At 63.8% G+C, this 15,840-nt stretch carries 13 protein-coding genes; 7 read left to right on the forward strand and 6 right to left on the reverse strand.

The annotated features are described in order from the left end of the window. Positions 1-145: 145 nt before the first annotated feature. A complete protein-coding gene (locus tag B9A15_RS07395; RefSeq protein WP_084409395.1) occupies positions 146-601 on the forward strand; it encodes an NUDIX domain-containing protein in 456 nt (151 codons plus the stop codon). Between the two features lie 34 nt (positions 602-635). On the opposite strand, the gene B9A15_RS07400 is transcribed toward B9A15_RS07395, so the two are convergent. Beyond that, positions 636-1,637, reverse strand: a complete 1,002-nt coding sequence (locus B9A15_RS07400) for a glutathione S-transferase family protein (RefSeq protein ID WP_084409396.1) — start codon at positions 1,635-1,637, stop codon at positions 636-638. A 366-nt stretch (positions 1,638-2,003) separates the two neighbouring features. On the opposite strand from B9A15_RS07400, the gene B9A15_RS07405 reads away from it, so the two are divergent. Next, complete coding sequence (locus tag B9A15_RS07405; protein WP_084409397.1) at positions 2,004-2,504, forward strand: GNAT family N-acetyltransferase; 501 nt, start codon at positions 2,004-2,006, stop codon at positions 2,502-2,504. 28 nt (positions 2,505-2,532) lie between these two features. On the opposite strand, the gene B9A15_RS07410 is transcribed toward B9A15_RS07405, so the two are convergent. The 4 genes from B9A15_RS07410 to B9A15_RS07425 are packed head-to-tail and all read right to left on the reverse strand — an operon-like array spanning position 2,533 to position 9,425. Then, a complete protein-coding gene (locus B9A15_RS07410) occupies positions 2,533-4,611 on the reverse strand; it encodes a hypothetical protein (protein WP_084409398.1) in 2,079 nt (692 codons plus the stop codon). Further along, positions 4,608-7,484: a DUF4159 domain-containing protein gene (locus tag B9A15_RS07415; RefSeq protein ID WP_139798252.1), complete on the reverse strand. Its 2,877-nt coding sequence runs from the start codon at positions 7,482-7,484 to the stop codon at positions 4,608-4,610. Before B9A15_RS07415 ends, B9A15_RS07410 begins: the two co-directional genes overlap by 4 nt. Beyond that, the gene (locus tag B9A15_RS07420) at positions 7,481-8,392 is read right to left on the reverse strand and encodes a DUF58 domain-containing protein (RefSeq protein ID WP_084409400.1); all 912 of its coding nucleotides are present in this window, start codon (positions 8,390-8,392) and stop codon (positions 7,481-7,483) included. The genes B9A15_RS07415 and B9A15_RS07420 overlap by 4 nt, the downstream gene beginning before the upstream one ends. Positions 8,393-8,414: 22 nt before the next feature. After that, positions 8,415-9,425: an AAA family ATPase gene (locus tag B9A15_RS07425; RefSeq protein ID WP_084409401.1), complete on the reverse strand. Its 1,011-nt coding sequence runs from the start codon at positions 9,423-9,425 to the stop codon at positions 8,415-8,417. A gap of 249 nt (positions 9,426-9,674) precedes the next feature. On the opposite strand from B9A15_RS07425, the gene B9A15_RS07430 reads away from it, so the two are divergent. The 5 genes from B9A15_RS07430 (at position 9,675) to B9A15_RS07450 (ending at position 14,226) form a co-directional block, all read left to right on the forward strand. Then, entirely contained in the window at positions 9,675-10,247 is a 573-nt protein-coding gene (locus tag B9A15_RS07430) for a DUF1285 domain-containing protein (RefSeq protein ID WP_244556828.1), read from the forward strand. Further along, the gene (locus B9A15_RS07435) at positions 10,247-10,900 is read left to right on the forward strand and encodes a CoA pyrophosphatase (protein WP_244556834.1); all 654 of its coding nucleotides are present in this window, start codon (positions 10,247-10,249) and stop codon (positions 10,898-10,900) included. Before B9A15_RS07430 ends, B9A15_RS07435 begins: the two co-directional genes overlap by 1 nt. Beyond that, positions 10,897-12,141: a CCA tRNA nucleotidyltransferase gene (locus B9A15_RS07440; RefSeq protein ID WP_084409403.1), complete on the forward strand. Its 1,245-nt coding sequence runs from the start codon at positions 10,897-10,899 to the stop codon at positions 12,139-12,141. Before B9A15_RS07435 ends, B9A15_RS07440 begins: the two co-directional genes overlap by 4 nt. A 154-nt stretch (positions 12,142-12,295) precedes the next feature. Then, complete coding sequence (gmd, locus tag B9A15_RS07445) at positions 12,296-13,351, forward strand: GDP-mannose 4,6-dehydratase (protein WP_084409404.1); 1,056 nt, start codon at positions 12,296-12,298, stop codon at positions 13,349-13,351. Next, positions 13,348-14,226, forward strand: coding sequence for a GDP-mannose 4,6-dehydratase (locus tag B9A15_RS07450; protein ID WP_084409405.1), 879 nt, complete (start codon positions 13,348-13,350; stop codon positions 14,224-14,226). The genes gmd and B9A15_RS07450 overlap by 4 nt, the downstream gene beginning before the upstream one ends. A gap of 27 nt (positions 14,227-14,253) precedes the next feature. Here B9A15_RS07450 and B9A15_RS07455 read toward each other — a convergent pair whose 3' ends face one another. Beyond that, positions 14,254-15,441: a glycosyltransferase family 4 protein gene (locus B9A15_RS07455; RefSeq protein WP_084409406.1), complete on the reverse strand. Its 1,188-nt coding sequence runs from the start codon at positions 15,439-15,441 to the stop codon at positions 14,254-14,256. Positions 15,442-15,840 lie beyond the last annotated feature (399 nt).

Genomic DNA, 15,840 nt, shown 5'->3' on the forward strand with positions numbered 1-15,840 from the left:
GACGACGTCGCTGAGGTTTCGCCTGGCGTCCCTCGATAGTCTTTGTGAGCCGCGCCTTCAGCGATCCGGTCGCTCCGAGGCGAGGCTTCGGCCTCAAGTCGAAACAGGTCATCTATGCGAAACGGGCTCGGAGGAAACGGAGCGTATGCAGAAAATCCTCGTTCGCGCATTTCATCTGGCGCATCTGATGCTCCGGCCGATGACCCTTGGCGTTCGGGTCGCAGCCTTCGACGAGAGCGGGCATCTTTTCCTCGTCCGACACACTTATGTGCGCGGCTGGCATTTGCCGGGCGGCGGTGTCGATCCCGGCGAGACCATCGAGGCGGCGGCGCATCGAGAATTGGCGGAAGAGGGCAATCTGTCCGCCCAGGCGCCTCTGCGCCTCGTTTCGCTCCATCACAACGCCGCCATGTCGCGACGCGATCATGTCGCCTTCTATGCCTGCGATCGAGTGTCCCAGTCGGCATCCAAGAAGCCGGACCGCGAAATCGCAGAGGCCGGCTTCTTTCCCCTCGACGCCTTGCCCGAGGGGCTGACCAGCGGAACGAAACGGCGACTCGACGAATGGGCGGGCCGGGCGGAACCCGACCCACTTTGGTAGGGCGCCGCGCGTCTCTAAGCGGTGGCGGTTTGCGTCAAGCCGCCTTCGCCGCCGCTTCTAGTCGATGGCGGTTATGCGGAACGCTCAAGTCCTGAACGGGGCCGAGCGGGACGATGCCAGTCGGATTGATGGTCTTATGGCTCTCGTAATAGTGCCGCTTGATGTGGTCGAAATTGACTGTCTCCGCGACGCCCGGCCACTGATAGAGTTCGAGCAAGAGACCGAAGAGATTTGGATAGTCGGCGATCTGGCGGGCATTGCATTTGAAATGCCCGTGATAGACTGCGTCGAACCGGATCAGCGTCGTGAAGAGCCGCCAATCGGCCTCGGTCGGCTCGGCCGAGGCGGTCAGGTAACGCTGGCGCGACAGGCGGTCTTCCAGCCAGTCGAGCGTATCGAATAGCTTGCCGAAGGCCTCTTCATAGGCCTCCTGCGTCGTCGCGAAGCCGCATTTGTAAACGCCATTGTTCACGTCGTGATAGACGCGATGATTGACCTCCTCGATCTCTGCCAGAAGGCCGTCCGGCGTCAGATCGACGCTTGGCTCGCCAAACTCCGCAAAACCCTTGTCGAGAATGCGCAAGAGCTCCGAGGATTCGTTGTTGACGATCGTCCCGCGCTGTTTGTCCCATAGAACGGGGACCGTTACCCTGCCGGTGAAATGCGGATCGGCTTGGAGATAGACCTCATAGAGCTTGTCCTTTCCGAGAACCGTATCCGGGATCGTGCCCTCGCGATCGGAAAACTCCCAGCCGTTTTCGCCCATATGCCAGTCGACAACCGAGAGGGAGATCACCTCCTCCAATCGCTTCAGCTTACGCGCGATGAGGACACGATGCGCCCAGGGGCAGGCGAGCGAGACATAGAGGTGGTAACGCCCCGCTTCCGCCTTCTCCGCCGGCTGGCCGTCTGGCCCCGGCGAGCCATCGGCCGTAACCCAGTTGCGAAAAGAGGATTCCTGGCGCTTGAACCGTCCGCCCGTCGAATCCGTGTCATACCATTTGTCCTGCCACTTGCCGTCGACCAGAAGGCCCATGACGCTCGTCCTCCGCGAAAATTCGTTTCGTTCGATCCTATGAGGAAACAACCCTCGGCGTGGACCGGTTGTTCCTCGCAATGGCCATGACGCAGTGTCGCCGGTCAGTGGACGCCGCAAAAGGCGAGTGCTAATCCTTCGCTGCGTAATCGTGCGCGAAGGTCGGGAAGCCTGATCGCTGACGATCATGCGGAAGATCGGCTGGAAGCGGCCGGCATGGTGATGGGGAATGAAGCTCGTGCTTCTGCGACGACGAGGACAGCTGAGCGCCTGAGGCGCCGCCGATCGACCGGACTCGGGTCCGACGCGCTATGGGCGCGGGGGCCGAGATCGCTCCCGTGACCCTCTCTCCAAAGTAGACCTGCCATGTTCGACCCCGCCGCCATCCGGTATCGGCCGGAAGAGGCATCAGACCTCGACGTCATAGAAACCATCACCGACGAAGCGTTCGGCCCGGGCCGCTATACGCGGGCCGCAGAGCGCGTGCGCGAGCTCGCGGTCTATGATCCGGCCCTGTCCTATGTCGCCGATTTCGGCGGAGAGATCGTCGGCTCCGTCCGCCAGACGAAGATTGGGGTGGGTGATGCGCCAGCCCTGATGCTCGGCCCGCTAGCCGTGCGCCCGTTCCTGAAAGGCAAAGGCATCGGCAAAGCCCTGATGCGCCGCGCCGCGCAAGGCGCGGCAGAGGCCGGCGAGACCGTCATCCTCCTTGTCGGCGACCAGCCCTATTACTGGGGCCTTGGCTATCGCCCGGTTCTTCCCGGCAGGATCCAACTCCCGCGTCCGGTCGATCCGACACGGCTTCTGGCGCTGGAGCTCGTGCCGAGGGCGACGCTCACTCTCACCGGTCCGGTTTGCCGGCGGTAGCCGCCTTTTATTCACGCATCCAATAGTGCTACCGCCCCTCGCGATACCAGGTCGCCGACAGGGCGAAGAGCAGGACGGCGAGACCCAGAAACCCGCCGAAAAGCGGCGTTCGGTCGACGCCGCGCAGGACGGTTTCCTCGGTCGTCTTAAGACCGATCCAGTCGCGCCCGTCGGCGCTCGCCCGGCCAGAGACGGGCACGATGCGCGGCACTTCGACGTCCCCGTCCTCGGCAATGCGGCGAACGGAAGCGCGGGTCGCTTCGGCGATCGGCGCGAGCTTCTCAGTCGTGGAGACCGCCTCGCGATATTCGCGGGGATTGACCGGGCCCATATTGGCGAGCGCTCTCAAATCGCCATTGGCGGCCTGGAAAAGGCCGAGTTCTTCGGTCTCGAGCCGCCCTTCCCAGCGCCCTGGCTCGATCATGCGCATATCCACATTGATCGCCTCGCCGGAGGGCGTGATGATGGTGGCGGGGCCAGGGTCGTCGCCGATCGTCTGGCGGGTGATGACGAGGTCGGTGCCGCGAGCCTCGGCGTCGAGCGCCTCTTCCTCGAGTTCGGGCTCCTTCATCAGCCAATGGGCGAGGCGCCGGAACAGCTGGACATGGGGGCCGCCGCCTTCGAAGCCGCGTGACCAGAGCCATTCCTGATCGGAGAGAAGAAGGGCGATCCGTCCTTCGCCGACGCGGTCGAGGACCAGAAGCGGCTTGTCGTCTGGCCCGTTCATGACAGTGGAACCTTGGGTCCGTCCGACATCGATCGCGCGGAACCAGGGGCTCCAATCCGGTGGCTCGGTGGCGGAGCCGGGCAAGTCGCGCGTCACCGGATGTTTCTGACCGATCTCGGAGAGGCGCGGGAAATAGGCGCCGCTATCGACCTCTCCTGTGGGGAGCGCCGGCAGGACCGATTGGAGCGGCGTCTGGGCGATGCTTTCCCGGCCCGCATATTCCGGACCGGCCGCGACCAGCATCGCGCCGCCATTGCGCACATATTGCGCGATATAGTCGAAATAGAGCGCCGGCAGGACGCCGCGTTCCTGATAACGGTCGAAGATGATCAGATCAAAGTCGTCGATCTTTTCGACGAAAAGCTCGCGCGTCGGGAAGGCGATCAGCGAGAGTTCGTTGATCGGCGTGCCATCCTGCTTCTCGGGTGGGCGCAGAATGGTGAAATGGACAAGATCGATCGCCGCGTCCGATTTGAGAAGATTGCGCCAGGTGCGCTCGCCCGCATGAGGCTCGCCCGAAACGAGCAGCACGCGCAAATTTTCCCGAATGCCATCGACGATGGCGATCGAGCGATTGTTGACGTCGGTGATCTCGTTGTCGGCGCGCTCGACCTGAAGTTCGACGATGTTCTTGCCCGCGCGTGGAAGGACGAGATCGACCGTCTGCTCCGTGTCCGGCTGGGCGCTTTGGCGCGTGACGAGATCGCCATTGAGAAACACTTGGACGTTGAAGCCACCCGTCCCGCTCGCCGGTCCATCCTCGAGAACGCGATAGGCGATGCGCTGCGGCTCGTCGACGAGGCCGAAGCGGGGCGCCGAGACGATCTCGATCCGCCGGTCATATTCGTCTTCGCGGCCCGTGATCAGGCCGTGAACCGGCGCCTCGAAGCCGAGACGTGAGGCGTCGGCCGGGATGTCGTGAACCTCGCCGTCGGTCACCATGATGGCGCCACCGACACGGGCCGGCGGGACATCGCTCAAGGCTGAGGACATGGCTGAAAAGAGCGCCGTCGTCGCATCGCTGCCTGGCGATGCGCCTGAGCGGGCTTCGACGGTGCGAACCTCGAATTCGGGAAAGCGTGACAGGCTGGTCTGTAGCGCTTCGACGGCCGCAGTCGTCTCCGCCTCGCGCTCGCCGATGGTCTGGCTTTGGCTGCGATCGACGACAAGCGCGACGACGCTTTTCAAAGGATCGCGTTCTTCACGCAAGACGATGGGATTGAGAAGGGCGAGAATGAGCGCCGCCAGGGCAAGCACGCGAACGAAGGCGCCTCGAAGCCGGGCTACGACGAGACCCGCCGCGAGGATCGCGGCGGGCACCGCGATGAGGCTGATGACAGTCCAGGAGAAGAAGGGCGCGAAATCGATGGACCAGGTCATTGGCCGAGCCTTTCGAGCAGCGCCGGCACATGGACCTGGTCGGCCTTGTAGTTACCGGTCAGGACATACATCACGATATTGACCCCGGCGCGGTAGGCATATTCGCGCTGCATCGGATCGCTCGAGTCGGTCGGAAACAGGAAAAGACCCGCATCGTCGACCGCCCATGCGCTGGCGAAGTCGTTCGAGGTGATCATAATCGAGGAGACCCCGTCGCCGCCGCGCGCCGGGCGCATCGTTCCTTCCGCGTCGGGCACCAAGGATTCCACCCAAAGCTCCGAGTTCGAATGGCGTCCGGGAAAGCTATCGAGGATGTAGAAGGCTTTGGTGAGGACGTGGTCGTTCGGCACCGGCTCCAGAGGGGGAATGTCGAGATCGCCGAGAATATCGCGAAGGCGCCGCTGGCCCGCCGAGACCTGACCCGTCCCAAAACCGGTCAAGGCATCGCCCGCCACGTCGAACAGCACCGTGCCACCCTGTTTCATATAGGCGTCGACGCGGCTGATCGCCTGTTCCGACGGCATCGGTGTCGATGCATCGATTGGCCAATAGAGAAGGGGATAGAAGGCGAGCTCGTCGCTCTCGATGTCGACGCCCATGGGCTCGCCGGGCTCCAGCGCCGTCTTGGCCTGAATGAATTGCGAAAGCCCGGACAGGCCGGCGGCCGAAATCTCGTCGAGCGCCTCGTCACCCGTCTCTACATAGGCGAGATGGGTCGTCTCGGTAGCCTTCACTGCCCGTTCCACGTCTTCGATCGTCGTGGCGGCATCGACCCTCGGGGGCTCGCTTAGGGTGGTCTGAGCCTCGGCTTTGCCCGGCGCGGAGGTGACGGCGAAGGCTGACGTAATGAGAACGAAGACAAGGCCTGGGATCGCCGAGCGGCTGCGTGTCGCGACTGTGTCGCGAATGCGGGAGAGACCACCATTCATCAAGAGGAGCGCCAGAGCGTCGAGCGCGAAGAGGAAGAGCGCAAGGGCGAAAAGCCATGGGGCAAGATCGACCGATTCCCCGCTCTCATAGGCCCGCAATTCAGAGTTTGCGCCGATGGCGATGTCGGGCAAGGGGGCGAGTTCGGCATCGGCACCGAAGAGGTTGAGTGCTCGATAGCCGTCCTCCGAGCCATAGAGCCCCGGCGGATGCGAGCGCGTAATCGCTGTATCTGCGGCCGGGTCCAGCGGTTCGACTTCAGGGCCGGGAGCCGTCAGCCGTCCGTCGGCGTCGAGGACCCGGTAAGGTGCGAGGCTCTCGGCGGCCGTCTCGCCGGTCTGCGGCGCGCCGGCTTCGGCGCGGGATTGAGAGACGATCCGCCTCAGCATTTCGACGAAAGCGCCTGAGATCGGAAGGTTCGACCAGGTCGCTTCGGCGGTTACGTGAAAGAGGACGATCGTGCCGGCCCCAACCGTCTCGGCGGTGACGAGGGGCGTTCCGTCGGCAAGGCTCGCCCAGGTCCGATCGGCGAGGTCGGCCGAGGGCTCGGCGAGGATCTGTCGCGACACGGTCACGTCGTCCGGCACCGCGATGCCGGCAAACGGGCTGTCTTCATCCATTGCCGCAACAGTTTGTGGTTCGGACCAGGACATGGCGCCGCCGAGCTGGCGTTCGCCGCCGCGAAGGCGTACCGGAACCAGGCGATCCTCGCCGGTCGTCGCGGCAAGGCGCGGACCGGCAAAGCGCACGAGATAGCCGCCATTTTCGACAAAGGCCTGGAGCGCGTCTTCCGCCTCTTCCGGCAGAACGCCGATATCGGCGAGGACGACCACGGAGGGGCGTTGTTCGAGAAGGGCGGGGATCGCCTCGGACAGATCGGCGCTCTGGGCCCGAACGATGTCGGCGAAGGGTTCGAGAGCCCGGCTGATATAATAGAGTGGCGACAGAAGCGGCTGGGCAAGATCGGCCGGCTCGCCGGAGACGAGAGCGACGCGCCGGCGCCGGAAGGAGTCGTCGACGAGGCGGACTTCGGCGGCGTTGCCGGCATTGTCGAGCTGAAGCCGGGCGATGTCGTTGCGCAGCTCGACGGGGATCTCGAAGCGCGCACTGGCCGTAGCTTCGCCCGCCGCAAAGCCGAGCGCCGTGCGAGCAATCTCGCGTCCCTGGGGATCGACCGCGAGGAGATCGGCGCGGAAACCCGTCGTGAGGCCGGCCGGCCGAACCGCATCGACCACGAGTGCGTCGGTCGAATTATCAGCGGCGGTCAGAGCGACGACGCCGCCGATATCCGGGCGATAGGTGAGCGTCTGTTCGGGCGCGAGAGCCTGCAGCCTTTCGATGGCGGCTTGCGTTCCAGCCGAATCGAGCCCGTCGGACAGGAAAACGAGAGAGCCGACCGGCCGGCCCGCAAGGCCCGTCGCAAGCCGCTCGGCGGCGCCGGTTCGATCGGCCGGGATCGGACGCGGACGCGCGGCGCCGAGACGCTCCAGTGCGGTTGCCGCCTCGACGGGCGTTGCGTCATTGTCGGTGTCTTCAGCCGTGAAGGCGAGAGCAACGGGTCGGCCAGCCTCGCCCGCCTGGCGAATAAGATCTCTCGCCGCCGCGACGCGCTCATTCCAGCCTTCGGCGCTCGCCCAGCCATTGTCGACGAGAAGCGCGACTGGTCCCGAGCCCGTCACGACGCTTTCGCGCGGATTGAGGGTGGGGGCAGCGAGCGCGAAGATGACGAGCGCCGCCAAAAGAAGACGCAGGAGGGTCAACCACCAGGGTGACTTCGAGGGCGTCTCTTCGCTCTTCAGGACGCGCTGCAAGATGCGTAGGGGCGGAAAGGCCTCGGTCTGCGGGCGCGGCGGGGTGAGCTTCAAAAGCCACCAGATGACCGGGAGCGCCAGAAGGCCGGCCAGGACCAGTGGTGCGCCGAAAGACAGGCTGAGCCCCCCCATCATTGGCGGGCTCCCGAGCCCTGCGGCGAACCGGACAATTGCCCATGCAGCGCGACGAGAACTTCCGATGCCAGCCGGTCCGTGCGGTGGGCAATGAAGCTCCAACCGAGATGGCGGCAATGATCGGCCATCGCCTCGCGCCGCGCGGTCATCAGGCGGCGATAATCGTCGCGCAAAGCTTCGGCGCGGCCGGCGGTGAGGCGCTGGCCGGTTTCGGGATCGCGGAACTCGGTGCGGCCCGTATAGGGGAAGACCTCTTCGGCCGGATCGTTGATCATGACGAGATGGCCGCGAATGCCGCGTTTGCCGATCTTATCGACCCGCGTAAGAACCTCTTCGATCGGATCGAGAAAATCGGACAGGATGACGATCTCCGAATGGCGGCGCAGCCGGTCGTCCGGCGGGAAGCCATCATCGGGCCGGCGGCTTGCGAGCGCTGCGGCGATGCGTTCGGAGGCATCGCGCGCCGAGACGGGGTCGACGACACCGGGATAGCCGATCCGCTCGCCCGAGCGCGAGAGGATCTCGGCCAGCGCCAGGACGAGAACGAGCGCGCGCGACTCCTTCGAGACCTGCGCGGCCTTCGACACGAAGCGCATGGAGGGGGAGGGGTCGGCCCAAAGCCATACGGTATGAGCCGCCTCCCATTCGCGGTCACGCAAATAGACATGATCGTCGCGAGCCGAGCGCCGCCAGTCGATGCGGGAGACCTGCTCGCCCTGAACGAAGGGGCGGAATTGCCAGAAATTCTCCCCGACGCCCCGACGCTTGCGTCCATGCCAGCCGGCGATCACGGTCGCGACGACGCGCTTGGCATCGACCAGGAGGTCGGGCATGAGCGCCGCGCGCTGGCGACCGCGCACCAGCGCTTCGGAGGATGAGGTGAGGTCGACGGCCGATCCGATGGGCATCGATGAAATGGTTCTTCTCTGATTAGGCCGCGTCGCGCTTGAGCGCGGCGATCACGTCACGCACGCTCATGCCCTCGGCGCGTGCAGCGAAATTCAGCGCCATGCGGTGCTGCAGGATCGGCTCCGCCAGCGCCATGACGTCGTCGATCGACGGCGCAAGGCGTCCCTCATAGAGCGCGCGGGCACGCACGCAGGTCATCAGCGACTGGGACGCGCGTGGCCCCGGACCCCAGGCGATATGGGCATCGGCTTCCGCGTGGCCGTTGCCGGGCCGGGCCGAGCGCACGAGACGCAGGATCGCATCGACGACGCTGGTCGCCACCGGCATGCGGCGCACGAGATTCTGAATTTCGATGAGCCGCTCGGCGCTGATGACCGCTTCGGCCTTGGCTTCCGCCGGCCCACCTGTCTCCAGAAGGATGCGCCGCTCGGCCTCGATGTCGGGATAAAAGACGTCGATCTGCATCAGAAAGCGGTCGAGCTGGGCCTCGGGCAGGGGATAGGTGCCTTCCTGCTCCAGCGGGTTCTGGGTCGCGAGCACGTGGAAGGGGCGCGGCAGGTCGTGACGCTCACCGGCGACCGTCACGTGATACTCTTGCATGGACTGGAGGAGGGCGGACTGGGTCCGCGGGCTAGCGCGGTTGATCTCGTCGGCCATCAGAAGCTGGGCGAAGACCGGCCCGCGCACATAGCGGAAGGAGCGGCGCCCGCTCTCATCCTGATCCATCACCTCTGTGCCGATGATGTCCGAGGGCATGAGATCGGGCGTGAACTGGATGCGGCGCGAATCGAGCCCCAAGGCCGTTCCCAGGGTTTCGACGAGCTTGGTCTTGGCAAGGCCCGGCACGCCGACGAGGAGCCCATGGCCGCTGCCGAGAATCGCGATGAGGCTCTGCTCGACGACACTCTCCTGGCCGAAGATCACCCGCCCGACCGTTTCCCGCACCCGCGCGATATCGGCAAGAGCGGCCTCGGCCTGACGAATGATCTCCTCCTCACTCAGGGGAGCTTCGGTCGAGATATGAACGGTCATGAATCGTCCTTCGGTCTGGCGGGGCTTGGCAAAGTCAGCGAGGGCATATGTTCGATGTCTCGCGTGGGCCCACCGCTCTGCCCACCATGAAAAACCTTGTGCCCCGCCCTTGCAAGAAAGACGGGGCAACACTTTCGTGAGCCTTCAGGCTGGCCGAAATAAGACGGCACGCTTGGATGAAGCCGTTCCCGATCGAGCCTATATGGCAAGGCGATGAAGCAAGAGACGTCAAAGACGACAGCCGAAGGGATGCTAGAGGCGTCCCCCGATCTGGCCGGAATCGCCGAATGGGCCGCAAAACCAGCGCCTGGCGGCGCCCCGGTCGATGCCTGGAATCCGCCCGATTGCGGAGTGATCGACATGCGCATCGCCAGCGACGGCCGCTGGTTCTATCGCGGAACGGTGATCGAACGTGAAGCCCTCGTGCGGCTCTTTGCCTCCGTTCTGCGGAAAGACGAGGATGGGAAGACCTATCTCGTCACGCCGGTGGAGAAGCTTCGAATCACGATCGAGGACACACCGTTCCTCGCCGTGGAGATGCAGCAGACAAGACGAGACGGCGTGCCTATCCTCGTCTTTCGCACCAATCTGGGCGACGTGGTCGAGGTCGATGCCGAGCATCCAATTCTTCTGCCAAAGGAAGCAGAGGCCGAGTTTCGTCCCTCGCTCATCGTGCGCGGCCGTCTCGAAGCGCGCCTGACCCGCAGTCTGGCCATGGAACTGGCCGATTTGCTGGAGTTCGAAAACGGGCGGTACGTCTTACGCTCAGGCGGTGCCGTCTTCGACGGGCCGGCGGCCGGCGCCGACGGGGAGACCGCGTGATGGAGGCCGAAACGCTACAGACGCGTTCGGCCCGCTTCACGGTTGAGGATTTCCGCTTGCGCCTGGAAGCGCGCGGCGACGCCATGGCTGATCCTGTTGGGGTCGAATATGGCGATCATCTTCTCAATCCTGACATTGTCCAGCTGATGGAGCGCGCCAAGGTGCGTGAGGCCGCCGTTCTCGTGCCTCTCGTCGATCGACCCGACGGGGCGGGCGTCATCCTGACCCGCCGGACGCAGAAGCTGAGAAAGCATTCCGGGCAGATCGCCTTTCCCGGCGGATCGATCGACCCGGAGGACGCTTCACCTGAAGCGGCGGCGCTGCGCGAGGCCCGCGAGGAGATTGCGCTGGCAAACCGCTTCGTCGAACCGCTCGGCCGGCTGCCGCGCTATCTCACCACCACCGGTTTTCGCATCACGCCGGTGTTGGCCTCCGTCGCGCCTGGCTTCTCGCTGACGGCCAATCCGGACGAGGTCGACGACATCTTCGAAGTGCCGCTCTCCTTCCTGATGAGCGAAGCCAACCACCAGCGCCATTCCAAGGCATTCGACGGCGTCGAGCGCCATTTCTATGCGATGCCCTTCGGCGATCGCTACATCTGGGGCGTGACCGCGGGGATCATCCGCACCCTCTATGAAAGGTATTATGCATGACCGATCTTCGGATCGAACCGGACTGGCTTGCCGATGCGTCGCTTCAGTCGATCCTGGCAATCCTGTCGGCCGATGGCGAGGAAGCGCGCATCGTCGGCGGACCCGTGCGCAACGCGCTGCTCGGCCTGCCGGTCACAGACATCGACATCGCGACGACATGCCTGCCCGAGGAGACCATCCGGCGGATCGAGGCGGCGAGGCTGAAAGCCGTGCCGACCGGTGTCGAGCATGGCACGGTAACAGTCGTCGCCAACGGACGCCCCTTCGAGGTGACGACCCTGCGCGAGGATATCGAGACGGACGGACGCCACGCCAAGGTCCGCTTCGGAAAGGACTGGACGGCCGACTCCAAACGCCGCGACTTCACCATCAATGCTCTCTACGCGACCGCCGATGGGGACGTAATCGATCTCGTCGGCGGGGCGGCCGACATCGAGACGCAGACCCTGCGCTTTATTGGCGAGGCGGAGGACCGGATCCGGGAAGACTATCTGCGCATTCTGCGCTTCTTCCGCTTCTTTGCCTGGTATGGCCGTGGCCGGCCGGATGCAGACGGCCTTCGCGCCTCGACCCGGTTGAAGGAAGGACTGTCGCGGCTGTCGCCAGAACGGGTCTGGAACGAGCTGCGCAAGCTTCTTTCGGCGAAAGATCCGAGCCGAGCGCTTTTATGGATGCGTCAATGCGGCGTCCTGACGGCTGTGCTGCCGGAGAGCGAGCGCTGGGGCATCGACACGATCCATCCGCTGACCTTGGCCGAAGCGGAGCTTGGCTGGCAGCCTGACCCCCTCCTCAGATTGATGGCGATCGTTCCGCCGGACGCGGCGCGTCTCACCGAACTCGCCCGTCGTCTGCGCCTATCCAATACCGAACGCGACCGGCTCGTGGCCTTCGCTCAGGCGGAGCCCGTCAAGGCGCAGGAGAGCGACGGCTCGCTGCGAGCGCGGCTTTATTTCGGCGACTGCCAGGCGATCAAAGATCGGCTTCGTCTTGCGCTTGCGACCCAACGCGGCAAGCCAGACACCTTGTCCGAAACGGCGAGGCTCGGTGCGCAGCTTTCAATCGCCGAGCGGTTCGAAGCACCGCCCTTGCCGGTGACCGGCGACGATCTCATTGCCGCCGGCATTCCAAAGGGCCCCGAACTCGGCCAGATGCTGGACCGTCTGCGCCGCGCCTTCGTCGAAAGCGGTTTCACGCTGTCCCGCGAAAAGCTCCTCGATCTCGTCAAGGCACCGGCCGACTGAACGCATTCGCAGGAAGCGCTTTCCTGGCTTCCGTCATGCCGGGTCGGCTCGGTGGTTGCCACCGCCTACGCCCGGCGCGTAAGGAGCGACGGACGCAAGAGTTAGGATATCCAGGGCCGCCAGCCCTCGCCAATCGATTAGACGAGGACGCCAAGTGACCAAGACGGCAGTCATAACCGGAGTGACGGGCCAGGATGGCGCCTATCTCGCCGAACTCCTTCTTTCAAAGGGCTACACGGTCTACGGAACATTCCGACGCGCGGCCTCGGTGAATTTCTGGCGCGTGCGTGAACTCGGCATCGAAGCCGATCCCAATTTTCACTTGGTTGAATTCGACCTGACCGATCTCGGATCGGCCATCCGGCTGATCGAGCGCACCAAGCCGCAGGAGATCTACAACCTCGCGGCCCAAAGCTTTGTCGGGGTCTCCTTCGATCAGCCGGCTTTGACCGGCCATGTCACCGGCTTGGGTGCGGTCAATGTGCTCGAGGCGATCCGTATTCTCGATCCGTCTATCCGCTTCTATCAGGCTTCGACTTCGGAAATGTTCGGCAAGGTTCAGGCGGTGCCGCAGAACGAGGAGACGCCGTTCTATCCGCGCAGCCCCTATGGTGTGGCCAAGCTCTATGCCCATTGGATGACTGTGAATTACCGGGAGTCCTTTGGGATTTACGGCTCGTCCGGCATCTTGTTCAATCACGAATCACCGCTGCGCGGGAAGGAATTCGTCACTCGCAAGATCACCGACGCGTTGACCCGGATCAAGCTCGGCACCTTGGACAAGCTTGCTCTGGGCAATCTCGACGCTAAGCGCGACTGGGGCTATGCGCGCGAATATGTCGAAGGCATGTGGCGGATCCTGCAGGCCGACGAGCCCGATACCTTCGTGCTCGCCACCAACCGCACGGTGACCGTGCGCGATTTCGTCAATCAGTCCGCCCGTCAATTGGATATCGATCTCGTCTGGCAGGGCGAAGGGGAGAGCGAGGTCGGCATCGAGCGCGAAACGGGGCGCGAACTCGTCGTGATCGATCCGCGTTTCTATCGCCCCGCCGAGGTCGAACTCCTATTGGGTGATGCGGGCAAGGCCAAAGAGGTGCTGGGTTGGGAGGCCAAGACCAGCCTTGAAGACCTCTGCCGAATGATGGTCGAGGCAGATCTCAGACGCAACAGCCGGCCGGCCCATCACATTCTCGAGGAGGACGGATGAGCCGAGTTCTCGTCACCGGGGCGGACGGTTTCACCGGACGCTATGTGATCGAGGCGTTGAGCCGCGACGGGCATGAGGCGATCGGCACCACGCGCCGTGAGGGCGGGCCCGCTCTCGTCGCGCTCGAACTGTCCGATGCGGAGGCCGTTCAGCGTGCGCTGGAGACGCTTCGGCCCGACGCGATCATCCATCTCGCGGCGGTCGCTTTCGTCGCCCATGGCGATCTGACTGAGATGTTCTCGGCGAATGTTGTGGGGACGCGCAATCTTCTCGCCGCCGCGAGCGCGATGGATGCCGCGCCGCGCACCGTCCTCGTCAGCAGCGCCAATGTCTATGGCAATGCGACGGCGGGAACGATCGCCGAGACGGCACCGCTCATGCCCGCGAATGAATACGGTATCTCGAAACTCTGCGTCGAGCATCTGGCGCGCATCTGGTCACCGAGGCTGCCAGTCGTCGTGACACGGCCTTTTAACTATACGGGTGTCGGTCAATCGGAGCGCTTCCTCATTCCGAAGATCGTCGCCCATTATGCCAGGCGCGCTCCCCGGATATCGCTCGGCAATATCGAGCCGAAGCGCGACTATTCCGACGTTCGCATGGTCGCCGAAGTCTATGCTCGTCTGATCACGGCTGCAGAGCCGCCGGAGGTCGTCAATATCGCCTCAGGACACTCGCACAGCGTCAAAGACATTCTCGCCATCATGACTGAGATCACGGGGCACGAGATCGCAGTGGAGATCGATCCGCGCTTCGTGCGCGCCGACGAGATCATGGAACTGAAGGGTGATCGCAGGCGTCTCGACGAAAGCCTTCCGAACCTTCCGAATATCGCGCTGAAGCAGACGCTCGCATGGATGCTTCACAGCGTCTGACGCAATTGGGCCTGTAGCCCAAGTCAATTACGAAGCGGTTCCGAAACTCGCCGCCGCCTCCGCGTAGATTGTCCGCGTCTCGGCGGCATTGCGGCGCCAGTCGTAGAGGCGGCCTCGAGCGCAGGCGCTTTCCATATATCCGCCGTCATCATGGCGGGAATCGTCGATCGCTTCCCTCAATGCCACGGCCCAGGCCTCGACGGATTTCGCCTCGACGAAGTCGGCTTCGGCTCCTGCGATCTCGTGCATGACGGGGATATCGGAAAGGATGGGGCGTTTGCCGCTGGCCAGGGCTTCGACGGTCGGCATGCCGAAGCCTTCGTAGATCGAGGGGAAAAGAAGCGTTCGCGACTGGCGATAGAGTGCGGCGAGGTGGTCGTCGGGCTGATAGCCGAGAACCCTCAGGCTGCCCTCGGCGATAAGCTCGGCGCCTGCCGCAAGTCCCGCATCGCCCCAGCCGAGTTGACCGATCACGACGATCGGATGGTCGCGTCTCAGCTTGGCCGGCAGCGATCGAAAGGCCCCCAGGACCGTTTTCAGATTTTTGCGAGGCTCCAAGGTGCCGACCGCCAGAAAATAGGAGGCCGGCGTCAGTCGGTTTGCCGACAGCACCGCCTGATCGCCGGGAAGAGGCGTCGCGTCATAGATCGGATTACGGCCAGGATTGGTGATCCTCAAACGGTCCCGCTCGATATCGTAGATCTCTGCGATCTCGTCCGCGCTGAATTGTGTGATCGTGTTGAGGACCGGATAGGCATTGAGATGGCGGGCACCGCGCCGCATCCAGGCGACCCGCTCGGCCGGGTGGGTTTCGGGAAAGCGCTCGTGAGACATGTCGTGAAGAAGCGGAACCACCCGATCCGGGCGCGGGGAGGGGGGCAGGAAGTTCAAAGCATGGAAAACGTCGCAGCCATCGACACCCTGGCGAAACCGCATCGCCTTGACCGTACGGTAGGCACCCCGCACGAGACCGATATTGCGAACGCGGCCGTAGAGACGCGCCTTATCGATCCGAGGCGGCGAGATCTTGCCGTCGTTCACCGCCCGTAGATGATTGAGTTTGGCGGAATCGAGAGGTGCGTAGGTCAATCCGTCAAAGCCCGACAATTCGATATCCGGCGCATTTCGGGCGAGCTCGTCTGCCAGGAACCACCCATAATAGGCAATTCCAGCAAACCGCGCCTGCAGCGTCGAAATCTCGATGCAAACCTTCATATGGGCTTTCCTGACTTGCCGGCACGACCTCGCTCGAGTGCCTGCTCCTAAAGCGCGGGCCGTTCCACCACAATCATCTACTCGGCCAAGGATCGAATTGCAGAGAATTTTCTAAGCAAAGGTGATCTCTGCAATGCTGCTTTTATTCCTTTGCGCATTGCGGCATTGAACAACTTCGAAGAGACGGCGTGAACGCTTTCCCGGCTGCGTGATGCGGCCAATCGGGCTGCGCTATAGCCGAGGAAAAAGAAGCATGTGTGGAAAGTTGGCAACGCATGGCCAGGGCTAAGAATCGCCATCAATCGACGATATTTGCTTTGCATCGCCGAACCGGAAGTGGCATAGAGCGCCGGCAGAGAAGGCGCTGGAGCCTAAAGTCTGAATGTCCATAGCACCTTG

The sequence above is a fragment of the Fulvimarina manganoxydans genome (assembly GCF_900176465.1).
GTDB classification, from domain to species: domain Bacteria; phylum Pseudomonadota; class Alphaproteobacteria; order Rhizobiales; family Rhizobiaceae; genus Fulvimarina; species Fulvimarina manganoxydans.